Genomic DNA, 19,010 nt, shown 5'->3' with positions numbered 1-19,010 from the left:
TGGAATGCCCGATCAACTGAAATTATTCAATTGCTGTGCCAGACCATAATCAAACATGCATGAGTAATTACTTAAAGCCCCAGAACTGCCCGGTTATAAGCTTCGTCGCTGCCGGTACCCGCAAAGTCGTCAAATGCTTTTTCCGTAACGCGTATAATGTGGTTTTTAATAAACACAGAACCTTCTTTAGCCCCGTCTTCAGGGTGTTTCAGTGCACACTCCCATTCCATTACGGCCCAGCCTTTGTAATCGTAAGCAGCAAATTTGCTAAAGACAGATTTAAAGTCAACCTGCCCATCGCCCAGTGAACGAAAACGGCCGGCTCTTTCTACCCAACCGGTATAGCCGCCATACACACCCTGCCTTCCGGTGGCATTAAATTCCGCATCCTTTACATGAAAAGCCCTGATGCGCTCATGATATATATCTATGTAATCAAGATAGTTGAGGCATTGCAGCACAAAGTGTGAAGGATCGTATAACAAACACGCACGGGCATGATTGTTTACCTTTTCCAGGAAACGCTCATAGCTAACACCGTCATGCAGGTCTTCGCCCGGGTGAATTTCATAACAAACGTCAACGCCATGCTCATCAAACACGTTTAATATCGGCAGCCAGCGGTTGGCCAGCTCTGTAAAGCCGGTTTCCACGAGGCCCGCCGGGCGTTGCGGCCAGGGGTAAAACGTATGCCACAATAATGCACCGCTAAAAGTGGCATGAGCATTAAGCCCCAGGTTTTGAGAAGCCTTGGCGGCATACTTCAACTGCTGTACAGCCCACTCAGTTCTGGCTTTGCTGTTGCCATGCACTTCTTTGGGTGCAAACCCGTCGAACATAGAATCGTATGCCGGGTGAACGGCAACCAACTGCCCCTGCAGGTGTGTAGAAAGTTCTGTTATCTGCAGGCCCGCTTCTTCAATAATGCCTTTTATTTCGTCGGCGTAGGTTTTGCTTTCGGCCGCTTTTTGCAGGTCAATTACCCGGCCATCCCAGGATGGTAGCTGAACGCCCACAAAGCCAATGCTCTTCGCCCATTCGCAAATGGATTTCAAAGAATTGAACGGTGCGGCATCTCCTAAAAACTGCGCAAGGAAAATGCCGGGGCCTTTTAATGTAGTCATATGGTTGTTGTATAAGATTGATTGTTTAAAAAATACAAATACAGGTTTGGTACTTGGCTGGATTGCTACTATTGAACATCGTTGTGTCACTCACTTGTACGTTCTGTCCGCTATTCAGCACAGCCCTTGTAGAAGGTGAGTGGGGAGTAGTGAATGGCGAGTGGGGGGCTTTCCGCTTCGATATTCCTCTCGCAAGTAAACGTGAGTAATCGTGAACCGCAAGTTGCCTTTCCTTCGCCATTAATAATTCCTTTCTCCTTGCTCAATATTCTCTTCGCAAGTTGCTTTTCCTTCAACATTCCTTACTCCTTGTTCCTTGTTCGATATTCAACACCCTACTACTCATAGCTCACAGCTCATAACCCACAGCTAATTTGCTAACAGCTATACCACAAACTCCGTCCACTTAGCATCACTCTTTGCAGATTCAACTACAGCGTCAATAAACGCCATGCCCCTAACGCCTTCGTCCACCTTCGGAAAATCAAGCTGTTCAGGTGTAGGCTCTTCGCCGGAAAGTTTGGCCTGTAGTGTTAAGGCAAAATTCCGGTAGATGTTGCCAAAAGCTTCCAGGTACCCTTCAGGGTGGCCGCCTGGCGTTCTGCAGTTTTTGGTAGCAAAAGTTGACAAATGGCCATAACCAGCGCCGGCACGTAATATTTGCGCTGGTTGGTCAAGCCATTTAACCAATAAAGTATTGGGTTCCTGTTGTGCCCACTCAATACCGCCTTTTTCACCATATACACGAATCTTTAAAGCATTCTCTTCCCCGGCTGCTACCTGCGAAGCCATCAATACACCGGCGGCGCCGTTATCAAATTTTAGTAACACGTTGCCGTCATCCTCCAGCAAACGGCCTTCTACCATCACGTTAAGGTCTGCGCAAAGGTGGGTAATATGTAAGCCGGTAATATATTCTGCCAGGTGCTCGGCATGGGTGCCAATATCGCCCATGGCGCCGGCCTTTCCGCTTTTCTTGGGGTCTGTGCGCCAGGCCGCCTGTGCGTTGCCTTCACGTTCGCTAAGCTTGCTCAACCAGCCTTGCGGGTACTCCACCCAAACCTTTCTTACTTTGCCAAGGGCGCCTTCTTTAATCATGGCCCTTGCCTGTTTTACCATTGGGTAACCGGAGTAAGTATGCGTAAGGCATAGTGTAAGGTCTGTTTCTTCTACTTTTTTCTGCAGTTGTTTTGCTTCATCCAATGTAAAAGTGATGGGCTTTTCTATTACAACATTAAAACCGTTGTCCAGCGCCATCATAGCCGGTGCAAAGTGGGCAAAGTTGGGGGTAACGATGGTAACAAAGTCAATACGCTTATCAGCAGGTAAAGCCGCTTCTTTGGTAATCATTTCTTCATAAGTCAGGTAAGTCCTGTCTTCCGGAAGAAACAACAATTTGCCTGAATCTTTAGCAACTTCGGGATTGATACTTAGAGCGCCGCAGGATAATTCGATCAATCCGTCCATGTTGGCAGCAATACGATGGATAGCGCCGATGAAAGCATCCTTTCCACCGCCGATCATACCCATTCTTAGTTTTCTGTTTAACATTGGTTGTAATTTTTTTTACGGTAAGTGAGAACTAAAAGTAAAAAAATTTACATTTACCCTCACTTGTCAGAAAAACATTTATTCATTAAATCCTCAATCTCACGATTTATGCCAGCCATTAACCGCAAACAACTTTTCGTTGCAAGTTGCTTAGCCTTGTTAGTTACATCTTTATCATTTGGTATCCGTGCCGGTATTCTTGGACGGCTGGGAACTGAGTTTAACCTGAATGCTGAACAACTTGGTACCATTGCAGCTACAGCATTTTGGGGCTTTCCCCTGGCGATAGTTATCGGAGGTATGGTAGTGGATATTATCGGCATGAAAAAGTTGCTTGTTGCGGCAGGCGTGTTTCATTTAATTGGCATTTTACTTACTGTTTTTGCAAGCGGTTATTGGACATTGTTTATTTCCACGCTTTGCGTAGGTATTGCCAATGGAACTGTTGAAGCGGCATGTAACCCTCTTGTTGCAACTATCTATAAAGACAATAAAACTACAAAGCTCAATCACTTTCACCTGTGGTTTCCGGGCGGTATAGTGATAGGTACGTTGCTGGTATTCCTGTTTGACAAGATAGGTATTGGCTGGCAGGTTCAGGTTGGCGTGATGTTGATACCTACTTTGCTGTATATATTCCTGTTCAGCAAGCTGGAGTTTCCGGTTACAGAGCGTGTATCAAGCGGTGTTTCTACCGGCGAAATGTATTCGGCACTACTCACCCCTTTGTTTATCATTATGATTGTACTGATGTTCGGTACAGCTATAACAGAGTTGTTTACCGGGCAGTGGATTGATGTATTATTGAAAAATGTAACTGACAATGCGATACTGTTGCTAACAATAGAAACAGGCGTAATGGTGCTTGGGCGTGCCTTTGCTGAGCCTGTAGTGCATAAATTTTCACCGGCAGGCGTGCTGTTTATTTCAGCAATAGTTGCCGCTATTGGCCTTTACCTGTTAGGCAGCACAACAGGCAACATGCTTTTCGTTGGCGCCTTAGTATTTGGTATTGGTGTTTGCTATTTCTGGCCCACTATGATCGGTTTTGTTGCGGAGAACCTGCCCCGCACTGGCGCAGTGGGCATGAACCTGATGGGCGGTGCCGGCATGTTTGCAGTATCCCTGTACATGATCTTCATGGGTGGTTATTATGACAAATTGCTTGCTGCCAAACTTCCTGCCGGGTCATCTGTTGCTGATTATAACGCCGCTCCTCCCGGTAGCGATATGGCCAACGCTTTAAATGAAGCTAAAAAGGCGGCGGGTCCTGAAATTATCAACGCCACACTTACCATTCCACTTATTCTTATTGTGGCATTTGGCATTTTGTTTTTCTACATGAAAAAGAAAAGGAAAGAAACCAACCTGGAAATACCGGCGCCAAGTGTAATAAACTAAAAAAGCATTGTTACAGCATATCAAGAGATATGCTGTAATATTTTTCCGTCCTGTAAAAGGAAAACTTTTTGTCAAAAACAATCCACAGCCTGGCAGGGCAATACATTTTGTAATTATCTTTAAAGCCTATCATAACACCTGCGATGACCTCTAATCAAGATAGAAGAACCGTTTTAAAAAATTTGCTTGCCGGTACCGCGGCCCTTTCTTTGCCCGGCGCCCTCGCAGCCTGCACTACCACCAATAACACCAATAAAGTGAAACTTAAAGGAAACATTAACCACTCTGTATGCCAGTGGTGCTATGGCTTTCTCTCTGTAGAAGAGCTGTGTAAAGCTGTAACCGATATCGGCTTTGCCGCTATTGACCTGGTAGGCCCCAAAGACTGGCCAACGCTAAAAAAGTACAACGTGTATAGCTCCATGTGCAACGGATCGGAAATTAGCCTTACAGAAGGTTGGAACCGTACAGAATACCATGGCACTTTAACAGACAAACTAACTGCTTACATACCTTTAATGGTACAGGCCGGATACAAAGATGTTATCTGTTTCAGTGGTAACCGCAAAGGAATGGACGATGAAACCGGCCTGAAAAACTGTGCGGAGGGGCTTAAAAAAGTGGTAGGCCTTGCGGAGAAAAACGGCATTACCATACACATGGAACTGTTAAACAGCAAGGTTGACCATAAAGATTACATGTGCGATAAATCGGCCTGGGGTGTGGAGCTTTGTAAACGCGTTGGCTCTGAGAACTTCAAGCTGCTGTACGATATCTACCACATGCAGATTGATGAAGGCGACGTAATAAGAACCATTAAAGATAACCACCAGTACTTTGGGCATTACCATACTGGAGGAGTACCAGGACGTCACGAAATAGATGACAGCCAGGAACTGTACTACCCCGCTATTATGAAAGCGATTGTAGAAACAGGCTTTAAAGGTTATACCGCACAGGAATTTATACCGGCAGCACAGGATAAAATAGCTTCTTTAAGAAAAGCTGTTGAACTCTGCGACGTATAGGCACCTGTATTATTGTATTATTCTTCTATTTTACTCTAACGCTTGTAACACAAAATATCTACGCAATGGCTGATAATGTTTTTGACGCGATTGTAATTGGCTCAGGCATCAGCGGCGGCTGGGCCGCAAAGGAATTGACAGAGAAAGGGTTAAAAGTGATTATGCTGGAACGTGGGCGTAACATAGAACATGTTAAAGACTATGTGAACGCCAATAAAGAAGCCTGGCAATATCCTCATCGCGGTACACGTACCCAGGCCATGATTAACGACTACCCCGTTCTTAAAAGAGATTACCCGCTTAATGAAACCAACCTTGATTACTGGGTAAACGAAAAAGAATCCCCCTACACAGAGGTAAAGCGCTTCGATTGGTTTCGGGGCTACCATGTAGGTGGCCGTTCGCTGATGTGGGGCCGGCAAAGCTACCGCCTTGGCGATATGGATTTTGAAGCCAACGCAAAAGAAGGCATTGCCATAGACTGGCCGGTACGCTATAAAGAAATAGCCCCCTGGTACGATTATGTTGAAAAATTCGCCGGCATCAGTGGGGCAAAAGACGGTTTGCCTCAATTGCCGGATGGCCAGTTTATGCCTGCCATGGAAATGAACTGCGTTGAAAAAGAAGTGGCTTCCCGCATAAAAGACCATTATAAAGGCGCCCGCCAGATGATTATTGGCCGCACCGCCAACATTACTGTTCCGCATGAGGGCAGAACCAATTGCCAGTACCGTAACAAATGCTGGCTGGGTTGTCCGTTCGGCGCCTATTTCAGTACACAGTCTGCAACATTGCCGGCGGCTATGAAAACAGGTAACCTTACACTGCGCCCCTGGAGCATTGTAACAAAAATTCTATACGACAAAGATAAAAAGCGGGCTACCGGCGTAGAAGTGCTGGATGCCGAAACCAATAAAACGTACGAATACAAAGCAAAAATTGTATTTGTAAACGCTTCTGCTTTAAACAGTGCCTGGGTATTAATGAACTCCGCTACCGACGTGTGGCCCGATGGCCTCGGCAGCAGCAGTGGTGAACTCGGCCATAATATTATGGACCATCACCTGGGTGTTGGCGCATCCGGGCATGTAGAAGGTTTTGAAGACAAATACTATTTTGGCCGTCGTGCCAATGGCATTTACATTCCGCGCTACCGAAACTTTTTTGGCGATAAACGCGATTACCTGCGTGGCTTTGGCTACCAGGGCCGTGCCAGCAGGGATGGATACACCCGTTCTGCTGAAGAAATAGCCATTGGCGCCGAGCTTAAGGAAGCACTTTCTGAACCTGGCCAGTGGACTATGAACATCGGTGGTTTTGGCGAAACCCTGCCCTACCACGAGAACAAAATAACGCTTGACAAAACCAAAAAAGATAAGTGGGGCCTAAATGTATTGGCCATAGACGTGGAGTACAAAGACAACGAGAAAAAGATGCGCAAGGATATGCTGGACGATGCCAAGGAAATGCTGGAAGCCGCCGGCGCCAAGAATGTCAAAGGCCGTGATGGCGATGGTACGCTGGGCCGCGGCATTCATGAAATGGGTTCTGCCCGCATGGGCGATAAACCCACCAATTCAGTGCTGAACAAATTCAACCAGGTTTGGGATGCGCCCAATGTGTTTGTTACGGATGGCGCTTTTATGACATCAGCATCCTGCGTAAACCCATCGCTAACTTACATGGCATTTACCGCAAGGGCTGTAGATCATGCTGTTAGTGAACTTAAGAAAGGAAATATCTGAGGAATATTGAACAAGGAACAAGGAGTAATGAATGTTGAAGGGATGAACGGAAAGCCACCCACTCGCCACTCACCATTCACTACTCACCCCTCACCACTCACCTCCTGCAAGGGCTGTGCTGAATAGCGGACAGAACGTACAAGTGAGTGACACAACGGAAGCTTAATAGTACTACGTCAGCCAGGTACCAAATTGTTCTTTTAATAATCACCCCCTGCCCCAGGCAGGTGGTGATGCAAAAATAAAATCCGGTAAGTTGCCCCTGGCCTACTGTTCATTTTTAACGCCCCCCACAGGGGATGGGGACATAAATTGTAAATCATGGCAGATAACGAATTTGACGCGATTGTAATCGGCTCCGGCATTAGTGGCGGGGTGGCCGCGAAAGAATTGACCGAAAAAGGTTTGAAAACAATCATGCTGGAGCGTGGCATGAACATTGAACACGTTAAGGACTACACAGAAGCCAGCAAAGAGGCCTGGGATTATCCCCACCGCGGCAACCGAACGCAGGAAATGATTAACAATTATCCTAAACTTGTGAGGGATTACCCGCTTAATGAAAGAAACCTATCCTGGTGGGCCAGCGATAAAGATTCTCCTTATACTGAAGTAAAACGTTTCGACTGGTTTCGTGGTTACCACGTAGGCGGCCGTTCCCTGATGTGGGGCCGCCAGAGCTACCGCCTCAGCGATATGTACTTTGAAGAGAATGCCAAAGAAGGTATTGCTATAGACTGGCCGGTGCGTTATAAAGACATTGCACCCTGGTACGATTACGTGGAAAAATTTGTGGGCGTAAGCGGTACCAAAGAAAACCTGCCCGAATTGCCAGACAGCAACTTTTTGCCGCCCATGGAATTAAACTGCGTGGAAAAAGATTTTGCCCAAAGGCTTAAAGAATATTACAAGGGCGTTCGTAAAATGATCATTGGCCGCACGGCGCATGCTACCATTCCTATGGATGGCAGGCAATGCCAGTTTAGGGATAAGTGCTGGTTTGGCTGCCCCTTTGGCGGCTACTTCAGCACACAATCTGTAAGCCTGCCCGCGGCCATGAAAACAGGCAACCTTACCCTGCGCCCCTGGGCCATTGTAACCAAAATACTGTACGATAAAGATAAAAAACGTGCTACGGGTGTGGAAGTGCTGGATGCCGAAAACATGAAGACTTACGTGTACAAGGCAAAGATCATCTTCCTTAACGCGTCCGCCTTAAATAGCGCCTGGATATTAATGAACTCCGCCACCGATGTATGGCCTGATGGCCTGGGCAGCAGCAGCGGCGAACTGGGCCATAACGTAATGGACCATCACCTTAATGTGTATGCTGGCGGCACTGTTGACGGTTACCTGGACAAATATTATTTTGGCCGCCGTGCCAACGGATTTTACATTCCACGTTACCGCAACTTCTTTGGCGATAAACGCGATTATAAACGTGGTTTTGGTTACCAGGGCGGCGCCAGCCGTGCAAGCTGGAACCAGGATGTGGCCGAGTACAGCATTGGCGCCGAATTTAAAGAAGCACTTACCGAACCCGGCCAGTGGAGCATTGGCATGGGTGGCTTTGGCGAAACATTGCCTTACCACGAAAACAAGGTAACGCTGGATAAGAACGTAAAAGATAAATGGGGCCTGAACGTGCTTTCTTTTGATGCGGAACTAAAAGAAAACGAACTGAAGATGCGTAAAGATATGCTGGAAGATGGAAAGGAAATGCTGGAAGCCATGGGCGCCAAAAACGTACATGGTGGAGACACTAACCCTTACCTGGGCCGCGGCATTCACGAAATGGGCACTGCCCGTATGGGCGCCGACCCCAAAACTTCTGTTCTCAACAAATGGAACCAGATTTGGGATGCACCAAATGTGTTTGTAACCGATGGCTCTTTCATGACTTCAGCCGCATGCCAGAACCCGTCGCTTACCTACATAGCGTTTACCGCACGTGCCGTAGACTATGCCGTAAGCGAGTTAAAGAAACAAAACCTGTAACAATCTGCGCGGTTGTTCAAATAACAAGATGGGATGGGCGTATGCCCGTTCCATCTTTCTGATTTTTAGGACACGGTAGTAATCAATGGTGGGTACCTCCTTATTCAGCATTTTTTGGCTACCAGCTACATATCGTTGTGGCATCTTCGTTGCGTCGCAATCCTTTCATCGTCCGGTTTTTTATGGCATCTTTTCAGACCCGGGCAGATGAGTTTCTGCCGCCTTTGGCGCCAGAAACATTACAGGGCCAAATACCATGGAAGCACGAAAAAAACAAAATGCAGGAAGCTCATCATTAACGAAATAAACATCGAACAAGGAACAAGGAATGATGAATGACGAAGCGGAAAGGCACCCACTCGCCATTCTCACCACTCTCACTACTCACCACTCACCACTCTCACTACTCACCACTAACCACTCACTTCTATGCCACAAGACAGTTCAAAAGTTAATATCAATTCCGGCGGTGCTGCCCAAAACAGCTACGATGCCATCGTAATAGGCAGCGGTATCAGCGGTGGCTGGGCGGCCAAAGAACTTTGTGAAAAAGGTTTAAAAACGCTGGTATTAGAGCGTGGCCGCGATGTTGTGCACCTGAAAGACTACCCTACTGCCACCAAAAACCCGTGGGATTTTCCGCACCGCTTTGAATTTCCGGAAGCGTTTAAAAAAGAAAACCCGATTGTGGGCAGGTGCTACGCTTTTGATGAAGCCACCCAGCACTTTTTTGTAAAAGACAAGGAACAGCCCTACATACAGGAAAAGCCTTTCGACTGGATACGTGGTTACCAGGTGGGTGGTAAATCGCTTATATGGGCAAGGCAAACCCAGCGCTGGAGCCGTTTTGATTTTGAAGGCCCCGGCCGTGATGGCTTTGCCGTTGAGTGGCCAATTGCGTATGATGAACTGGCGCCCTGGTATTCTTACGTAGAAAAGTTTGCCGGCATAAGCGGCAATAAAGATGGCCTTGAAACATTACCCGATGGAGAGTTTCTGCCACCATGGGAAATGAACTGCGTTGAAAAAGAAATACAGCAGCGCATCATGGCCAATTACAAAGACCGTTATGTAATACAGGGCCGCTGTGCGCATTTAACAAAGCCCAACCCCATTCATATTGAGCAGGGGCGCAGCCAGTGCCAGGCCAGGAGCCTGTGTTACAGGGGTTGCCCGTTTGGGGGGTATTTTAGTTCCAACTCAACCACTTTGCCCTGGGCCGCCAAAACCGGCAACCTTACCTTAAGGCCCAACTCAGTAGCCCATTCCATTATCTATGATGATAAGCAGAACAAAGCTGTAGGCGTAGGGGTAGTGGATGCAGAAACAAAAAAATCAACCGATTATTTTGCGAAGATCATTTTTGTAAACGCGGCCTGCCTTAACAGCAACCTTATACTGCTCAATTCAACATCCAAACGCTTCCCTAACGGGCTTGGTAACGATAATGGCCTGTTGGGTAAGTATGTGGCATTTCATAATTACAGGGGCAGCATTTCCGCTTCATTCGATGGGCCGCAAGACCAATACTATTATGGCCGTAGGCCCACACAGGCCATGATGCCCAACTTTAGAAATGTGTACAAACAGGAAACAGATTTTCTGCGCGGTTATTCTGTTCATTATGGCGCTGGCCGTGGCAGGGGTGCGGAAAGCAACGAGCCGCTTGGGCCGGCCTTCAAGGATTCGCTTACTGAGCCGGGCGGCTGGTATGTATCTATGATGATGCAGGGCGAAACCATACCTAAAGAAAGCAACCATGTAAGGTTGAGCAAAGACCAGGAAGATGCATGGGGCATTCCACAGTTAATAACTTCCATTGACTATGACGAAAATGACGAAAAGCTGTTAAAAGACTTTTTAGCGCAAGGGGCTGAAATGCTGGAAAAAGCAGGTTGCAAAAACATACAGCCCAACGACAGCAAGCAGGCGCCCGGCCTTGACATACATGAAATGGGCGGAGCAAGAATGGGCAAAGACCCCAACACTTCGCTGCTTGACAAATGGAATGCTTTTCACAACTGTAAGAACGTGTTTGTAACCGATGGCGCCTGCATGACATCTGTAAGTACGCAAAACCCGTCGCTTACATTTATGGCGTTAACAGCACGGGCAGCAAACCATGCTGTGGAAGAGTTGAAGAAAGGAAGTATATAAAGCCCCAACCCCCTGAAGGGGGCTTTGGAAACCTGTTACAGTTTGAATATCGAACAGGGGACAAGGAATACTGAATGACGAAGGATACAGCACTTGCGGTTCACATTCATTAAGTTAAGCCCCATCGGGGCTTCCTGTTTGTAGACACAAAATCATTTATATGAACGGATGCCACGTAGTGGCTACCCAATCGTCGCTTAAGGGTAGCCGCTATGCGGCATAATTCCCTTGTTTTACGCTATTTTGCTAGTCGATAAAATTGACCAGGTATCAATGAATGATATCAAAGAAGACATTGTGCGGTTTATTCCTCACGACAAGCCTCTTGCTATCTGGTAAAGGGATTATTTTAAGGAACTGGCAAAACGTATACGCTTCGCGGACAATAAAGTATAACCGGATTATACGAATGATATGAATCTGACTGTAGCAATTGTAGTCTGAATACATTTTTTATTCGTTGGGATTTTGTAAATAATACTAAATTAGTTCAGAGGTTTCTTCAAAGAAACTTGTCAATTTATCAGCGGCTGCTTATTTATGAGATGTTTATATTTCCTTTTATACTTTTTAGCCTTTTGCGTTTATTCTGCAAAAGCGCAGTCAAATGCATATAAGTTTTCTGAATTAAGTACTCAAAATGGCCTTTCTCATAATTGGGTAAATACTGTTTTCAGGGATAGCATCGGTTTTGTATGGATTGGAACTTTTGCCGGCCTCAATCGCTTTGACGGTTCTAAAAATAAACTGTATCTAAATAACCCTTCTGATAACAATTCCTTACACGACAATGATGTTCAGGCTATTTTTCCACTACCAGGTCAAAAATTATGGATAGCGTCAAAAGAAGGCGCTGTTATATTTGATCCGTTCACGGATAATTTCGACAGGGATTATAAGCGTTATTTAAAAAGGCTGTCGTTGCCACAGAAAAAAGTTATTTCAATAGAAAAAGATAAGAAAGGAAATTATTGGTTTCTTTATCATACTGATGGTTTATACAAATACTCCTCATCAAATAACAAGCTCACTTATTTCGATGATAAAGCTTTGGCTTCCTATGGCACTATTACTGCTATAAAAGAGGATACGGATGGAAATTTCTGGTTGATTTACTCAACAGGTCTATTAGTTCAAATTGACGGAAATTTAAAAATAAAAAAACGCAATAGCCTCCTCGTAAATAAACAACCGGTTTATAACTATAAATTATTTACCGACCGGCTCAACAAAATATGGGCATGGGCAAACGGTGAGCCAAACGGGGTGTATAAAATTGATAATGATGCAAACACGATAACACACTTTACGGCTGCCAGTAAAACTTTCCGGCTAAATAGCAACGTGATTTTTGGCATTGTGCAGGATGAAAAAGGAGTTATATGGATCGGCGCTGATCATGGTGGCATTAATCTCATTAATGAAAGTGATAATTCACAAATTGAGTATATAAATAAGCCGACCAAAAATCTTCCTTCATATGATAATAGTGTTACCACACTTTATAAAGACGATAAAGAAATAATTTGGGTTGGTACTTGTAAGCAGGGAGTTAGTTATTTTGATCAGAATATTTCCAGGTTTGTTTTATTAAAACATGATCCCGAAGACCATTATTCGCTTCCATTTAATGACGTGAACTGCTTTGCAGAAGATAAAAAAGGAAATATATGGATAGGCACTGATGGTGGAGGACTGTTATATTTTGACCGGGTCGGCAACAAGTTTATTCAGTATTTGAATAACCACTCAAACTCAAATAGTTTAACGAATAACGTTGTTGTTAGTCTTTGTTATGACAGGGAGGGAAAACTTTGGATTGGAACTTATTTGGGAGGGCTTGACTGTTTTGACGGAAAAACATTCACCCATTATAAACATAATGCCAACGACCCTGCTTCTCTTGCAGATAATAGGGTATGGCATATCCTGGAAGATGGAGAAAATGCCTTATGGATTGGAACAATGTCGAAAGGACTTGATAAATTCGATAAGCGTACAAACAAATTCTACCATTACCCGGCAACACCGGGAACGGCATACCCGCTTCATTCCAACTATGTATCCGTTATTAAAAAAGATACGCAAGGCAATCTTTGGATGGGTACGGCCAACGGAATAGAAGTGCTTGATGAGACGCAAAATAAGTTTACGCATTATGCATCGGCAACCGGCCCCAATAGTTTAAGCCATCCTTTAGTTACAGACATTTTGGAAGACAGGCGGGGATTAATATGGGTTGGTACCAAAAGCGGCTTGAATGTTTTTGACCAAAACACAAAAAGGTTTCAACGGTTTTTTACTTCGAACGGCTTACCAGATAATCTCATATCCAATATAATTGAGGATAAACAAGGAGATTTGTGGGTCTCCACTCTTAAAGGATTGTCGCGGTTGAAAATTAAAAACCGGAACGGGAAAGTTTCTTTCGCTATAGAGAACTATAGTGAAGAGAACAATTTGCAAGGCAACGTGTTTAACGAAAACGCTGCAATGATTACCGGCAATGGAGCAATATTGGTTGGAGGCCTGCACGGAATTAATTGGATAAACCCGGAAAAAATAAATGCGAAGGAGATTGTACCGAATTTAGTATTTACCAATATTGATCTGTTTAACGAAAGCCTAAAGCCGGGTGAGAAAATAAATGGTCATGTTATTTTGAAGAAGGCATTAACCTTTACAGAGGAAATTAGCCTTAATCATAATGAAGACATATTTTCAATAGAGTTTGCCAACCTAAACCCTTCCTATAGTAACAAATACGCTTATAAGTTGGAAGGCTTTAATAAGAATTGGGTGATTGTTAATGATGATAATAAGAAAGCAACATACACTAACCTGGGTCCGGGAACATATACATTTAAGGTAAAAACTTTTAACACTAATCTGGAAGCAGGCAAAACAGAGAAATCTTTACGAATAATCATTAACCCACCGCTTTGGAGAACGCCTTTTGCCTTTGCAGTATATGTGCTGGTTGTTATAGCCATTTTATATTTTGCCAGGCGCATTACAATAGAAAGGGCCCATATGCGGTTTCGGATGATGCATCAAATAAAGGAAACGGAACGTATGCAGGCATTAGATGCCATGAAAACAAAGTTTCTTACGAATGTGAGCCATGAATTTCGAACGCCCTTAAACCTGATTCTTTCTCCGATACAGGATCTGGCAGAAGCTGTTTCGGAACCACAGCAGAAACAAAAGATTCTATTAATAAAACGAAATGCCAAGCGCTTGCTGAACCTGGTAAACCAGCTCCTTGATTTTAGAAAAATGGAAGTTCAGGAATTTCAATTGAACTTATCCGAAGACGATATCATAAAATTTGTACGGCAAACTTGCATATCCTTCTCCGATATTGCAGAGAAAAAAAATATAGCGTTTTGTTTCGAGTCTAATGTAGATTCTTGCCGGGCCTGTTTTGACAAAGACAAGCTGGAAAAAATTATTTTTAACCTGCTTTCCAATGCTTTTAAATATACACCCGATTTTGGCCGGGTTGCGGTAGAAGCCCACTACCAAATGGAAAATATACAAAATGAAGTTAGCATTGAGCTAATTGTGAAAGATACCGGAATCGGCATTCCTGCTGACAAACACGAAAAAATCTTCGAACCGTTCTTTCAAAATGATGTTGCAGGTAATTTACTCAATCACGGCACCGGTATTGGCCTTGCCATTACCAAAGAGTTTGTCCGGCTTCATAAAGGCACGATCAATGTTGTAAGTGAGCCTGAAAAAGGTACTACATTTATAATAACTATCCCTGTTCAAAAATCAAATCAGCCGGTTGTAAATCTTAGTTCTAATAGTGAAACAATTCAAAGCACGCCTCCTTTTTTACCGGAACTTCAGAATGAACCTGTACGGAGAAAAACGACTCAAAAAATTTTGCTTGTAGAGGATAACGAAGACTTTCGGTTTTATTTAAAAGATAATCTTAATTCACTTTATCACACACTGGAAGCCTGTAACGGTGTTGAAGCATGGAATAAAATAAAACACTATCAACCTGATCTTATAGTAAGTGATCTAATGATGCCGGTAATGAACGGGATCGAATTGTCTCGTAAAATAAAGGCTGACCCAATAACGGCTCACATCCCTATAATTCTATTAACAGCCGTGGGAAATAATGAAATGCAGATGGAAGGCTATCGATTGGGCATTAGTGATTATGTAACCAAGCCTTTTACTTTTGAAATTCTGGCCTCAAGAATACAAAATATCTTATCAGACAGAAAAAAAATTCAGCAAGACCTTTTAAAAAAGAAAGACCAGGTTACCCCAACCGATGTTAAACTAACGCCTGCTGAGGAAGTTTTGAAGAAAAATCTGTTGGAAGTCGTGGAGAAAAACCTGTCAAATCCCGAGTTTACCGTAGAGGCTTTGAGTAAAGAACTGTGTATGAGCCGCGTGGTATTGTATCGTAAATTAATTGCCCTTACCGGCTTAACGCCTTTAGAATATATCCGGGTTGTAAGAATTAAAAGGGGGGCACAATTACTAAGGGAAAGCCAACTACTTACCATTGCGGAGATAGCGTACGAAGTTGGCTTTAATGACCCAAAGAAGTTTACTAAATTTTTCAAGCAAGAATTCAAAATGCTCCCATCCCAATACCAGCAGGCTCGCAAAGAGAACACCAGTTTTCAGGCAGATCTTCCCTAAAAACAGCAAATTTTCTGTTGCCTGTTACAAATTAACCCCTTTAAAGAAACATACTACACCGTTGTTGCAGGCAGGCCCTCTCTAATTTTAAGCTGTTTCGATCAAAACGGACTATTTAATTGCAACTAAACAAATGATGCTGTTCTGAAAAGAAACACAAACGATTTTTTATTACACAATTAAAAAACTAACTGTATGCGCATTTGCTTGCCAAACAGGAAAAACGTATGTTTTTCCCATGTGTTTTCATGTGATAAACTGCGGCTTTTCTTTTTAATCTTTTTTTTAACTGTTTCGTCCTCATTATTTGCTCAAACTACGGTCACAGGCAAAGTAAGCTCTGGTGACTCAGTTCTCGCCAACGTAACGGTACAAGTAAAAGGCACTTCCACGGCCACACAAACCAATGATCAGGGGAGGTATACTATTTCTGCTCCTGCAAATGGCACCCTGGTTTTTACCAATGTTGGATACGGCACCCTGGAAGTAAAAATTGATAACCGTTCTTCTATCGATGTAAATCTACAAGCCACAAGCGGGCAATTGGGCGAGGTGGTAGTGATAGGCTATGGAGTTCAAAAAAAAGCCACCTTAACGGGTTCGGTTAGCGCGGTTAAGGGTTCCGAGCTTATAAAATCGCCCGCCACCAATGTAAGTAACAGCTTAGCAGGGCGTTTACCCGGCCTGGTATCGGTAACCCCCTCAAGCGAACCCGGTTATGATGGTTCAGTATTGCGGATACGCGGCGTTAATACCTTAAATAATAATAATCCTTTAGTAGTTGTAGACGGGGTGCCTGGACGATCATTAGACCGTATTGACCCCAGTACCATTGAAAACATCTCTGTGTTAAAGGACGCTTCTGCAGCCATTTATGGTGCGCAGGCAGCTAATGGCGTAATTCTTATCACAACCAAAAGGGGTAAAACCGGCAAACCTACGGTAACTGCCAGCTTTAACCAGGGATGGGGAAGACCAACAGTTTTACCTAAAATGGCAGATGCGGTAACCTATGCTACTATGGTTAATGAAATTGCAAAATATGCAGGAAGAACGGCGGTATATTCAGATGAAGACCTAAAAAAATACGCTGATGGGTCCAGCCCCTGGACGCACCCAAACACCGACTGGTTTCATGAAGTATTAAAACCCTGGTCGGGTCAAAACTATGGTAACGTATCAGTAAATGGTGGCGGAGAAGCTGTTAAATACTTTATATCACTTTCAAGAAGAAGCCAGGATGGGTTTTATTATAACAGCGGAACAAAATATAATCAGTACGACATCAGAAGTAACCTCGACGCAACTATTAATAAATACATCAGTATTGCGGTAGATATATCAGGTAGAAATGAAGACAGGAATTTTCCTGTGCGTGGTGCGGGTGATATTTTTAGAATGGTAATGAGGGGTAAACCCAATGCCACTGCTTATTGGCCGAACGGCACACCAGGGCCGGATATTGAATACGGTGATAACCCGGTAGTAGTTAGCACGAAGGCTACCGGTTACGATCATGACAAAAGATATGTATTAAACTCCAATGCAAAAGTGGTGGTTAAGGTTCCCTGGGTTAGCGGGCTTTCTTTAACCGGAAATGCAGCGTTAGATAAAGGTTTCCGTTTCCACAAAAGATGGAGAACGCCATGGTACCTCTATTCATTCGATGGGTTTGATGAAAACGGCCAGCCAAAGTTAACCAGGTCTAAAAAAGGTTTTGCTAATCCCGATCTGTTTGAAGAAATGGAAGACAATCAAAACACCCTTTTAAATGGATTGGTGAGCTATGAAAAAAAAATCGGAACACATTATATAAATGTGCTGGCAGGTGCGGAAAAAATTGAAGGAAAAGGCGATAATTTTAATGCCTACCGGAAAGATTTTGCGTCGCCTTCTGTTGATCAGCTTTGGGCTGGGCCTATTAATACAGATCTAAGTAATGGGGGTTCTTCATTTACTAATGCACGGCTAAATTATTTTGGAAGAGTAAATTATAATTATAAAGAAAAATACCTGGCAGAATTTGTATGGCGGTACCAGGGTTCCTACATATTTGAAGAAGCTACACGGTTTGGATTTTTTCCCGGTATCTCCCTTGGATATAAAATTTCTGAAGAAAATTTCTTCAGAGATAATGTTTCCTTTATCAATTCTTTGAAAATAAGAGGCTCATGGGGCAGAACAGGTAATGATCAGATACCTGAATGGCAATACCTCGCATTATATAATCAAAATTCGGTGCCTTTTGTAACCAACAATAGCTTGCAAAACCCCGCATTGTTTGAAAACGTAGTTCCTAATAAAGCAGTATCATGGGAAATAGCAGATCAGGCCAATATAGGATTTGATGCCACGCTTTTAAATAACAGGCTTTCTATCACCGCCGACTATTTTAATTATACCAGGTCAAATATTCTTTGGGAACGCGGAGCCACTGTGCCCCTTTCTGCCGGCATGAGGCTTCCCAGAGAGAATATTGGTAAGATGGCCAACAAAGGATTTGATTTTAGTATTGATTATAAAAACAAGGGCGGTGCATTTACCTACCAGATTGGCTTGAATGGCGGCTATCAAAAAAATAAAATCGTTGAATGGGCCGAACCAGAAACTTCTCCCGATTATATGCACCAGCGGTTAACCGGGTATCCTATTTACAGTGGTTTATATTTTAATGCTATTGGCGTATTCAAAGACCAGGCGGCAGTGGATAAATATCCGCATGTTACAGGGGCCAGGGCGGGGGATATTATTTTCGAAGACTACAATGGCGATGGTGTAATTGATGATAAAGACAGAATTCGTATGACCAAATCCGATATTCCAAGGTTTACGGGAGGTTTAACTTTTAGTGCCGGTTATAAAGGGTTTGATCTTTCTTTACTTATACAGGGCGCAACTGGTGCTGTGCGTTATATTAATACCGAGTCGGGCGAGATCGGAAATTTTTTACAGTCATTTGCTGAAAATCGCTGGACGGAGGAAAACCCCAACGCAAAAGGGCCGAGAACATATAACCGTGGTAATGAATACTGGGTAAGCAGGGGTAATACCTATTGGCTGTATAAAACCGATTACATACGTTTAAAAAACATCGAGTTGGGGTATAATCTTCCGTCTTCATTATTACGAAAGGCCAGCATTCAAAACCTACGGATATACGTAAACGCTTTTAACTTTCTTACTTACGCACCCCACTTAAAAGATTTTGATCCGGAATCGGGGGCTAACAATGCAAATGTAGATGCCCGAAATAATAGCATAAGTACTTCAGGTACAGGTTACCCGATTCAAAAAATAATCAACACCGGTATTTCTGTTACATTCTAACG

9 protein-coding genes are annotated in these 19,010 nt (G+C 43.8%); 7 read left to right on the top strand and 2 right to left on the bottom strand.

All coding sequences use genetic code 11. The features are described from left to right. Nucleotides 1-71: 71 nt before the first annotated feature. Together F0364_RS03225 and F0364_RS03220 are read right to left on the bottom strand one after the other, a co-directional pair. Nucleotides 72-1,124 carry a sugar phosphate isomerase/epimerase family protein gene (locus F0364_RS03225; RefSeq protein WP_153796311.1) on the bottom strand — a complete coding sequence of 351 codons (1,053 nt, stop codon included), beginning with the start codon at nucleotides 1,122-1,124 and terminating at the stop codon, nucleotides 72-74. Between the two features lie 384 nt (nucleotides 1,125-1,508). Further along, on the bottom strand, nucleotides 1,509-2,675 hold the full coding sequence (locus tag F0364_RS03220; protein ID WP_207632491.1) for a Gfo/Idh/MocA family protein: 1,167 nt from the start codon (nucleotides 2,673-2,675) through the stop codon (nucleotides 1,509-1,511). A gap of 156 nt (nucleotides 2,676-2,831) precedes the next feature. Between F0364_RS03220 and F0364_RS03215 the strand changes: the two genes are divergently transcribed. The 7 genes from F0364_RS03215 (at nucleotide 2,832) to F0364_RS03185 (ending at nucleotide 19,008) form a co-directional block, all read left to right on the top strand. Further along, entirely contained in the window at nucleotides 2,832-4,076 is a 1,245-nt protein-coding gene (locus tag F0364_RS03215) for an MFS transporter (RefSeq protein WP_235920999.1), read from the top strand. Nucleotides 4,077-4,219: 143 nt separating this feature from the next. Beyond that, nucleotides 4,220-5,104, top strand: coding sequence for a hydroxypyruvate isomerase family protein (locus F0364_RS03210; protein WP_153796309.1), 885 nt, complete (start codon nucleotides 4,220-4,222; stop codon nucleotides 5,102-5,104). A 65-nt stretch (nucleotides 5,105-5,169) separates the two neighbouring features. Continuing rightward, the gene (locus F0364_RS03205) at nucleotides 5,170-6,849 is read left to right on the top strand and encodes a GMC oxidoreductase (RefSeq protein ID WP_153796308.1); all 1,680 of its coding nucleotides are present in this window, start codon (nucleotides 5,170-5,172) and stop codon (nucleotides 6,847-6,849) included. Between the two features lie 321 nt (nucleotides 6,850-7,170). After that, complete coding sequence (locus F0364_RS03200; RefSeq protein WP_153796307.1) at nucleotides 7,171-8,847, top strand: GMC oxidoreductase; 1,677 nt, start codon at nucleotides 7,171-7,173, stop codon at nucleotides 8,845-8,847. 429 nt (nucleotides 8,848-9,276) lie between these two features. Then, nucleotides 9,277-11,004 (top strand): GMC oxidoreductase, encoded by a 1,728-nt coding sequence (locus tag F0364_RS03195; RefSeq protein ID WP_153796306.1) that lies wholly within the window; start codon nucleotides 9,277-9,279, stop codon nucleotides 11,002-11,004. A 540-nt stretch (nucleotides 11,005-11,544) separates the two neighbouring features. After that, on the top strand, nucleotides 11,545-15,681 hold the full coding sequence (locus F0364_RS03190; protein ID WP_153796305.1) for a hybrid sensor histidine kinase/response regulator transcription factor: 4,137 nt from the start codon (nucleotides 11,545-11,547) through the stop codon (nucleotides 15,679-15,681). Nucleotides 15,682-15,876: 195 nt separating this feature from the next. Further along, a complete protein-coding gene (locus tag F0364_RS03185; RefSeq protein WP_153796304.1) occupies nucleotides 15,877-19,008 on the top strand; it encodes a SusC/RagA family TonB-linked outer membrane protein in 3,132 nt (1,043 codons plus the stop codon). The last annotated feature ends 2 nt before the right edge of the window (nucleotides 19,009-19,010 follow it).

The sequence above is a fragment of the Foetidibacter luteolus genome, from assembly GCF_009650435.1.
In the GTDB taxonomy this organism is placed as follows: Bacteria; Bacteroidota; Bacteroidia; order Chitinophagales; family Chitinophagaceae; genus Foetidibacter; species Foetidibacter luteolus.
The sequence above is the reverse complement of the archived record's forward strand: the minus strand, read 5'-3'. Positions and strand labels throughout refer to the sequence as shown.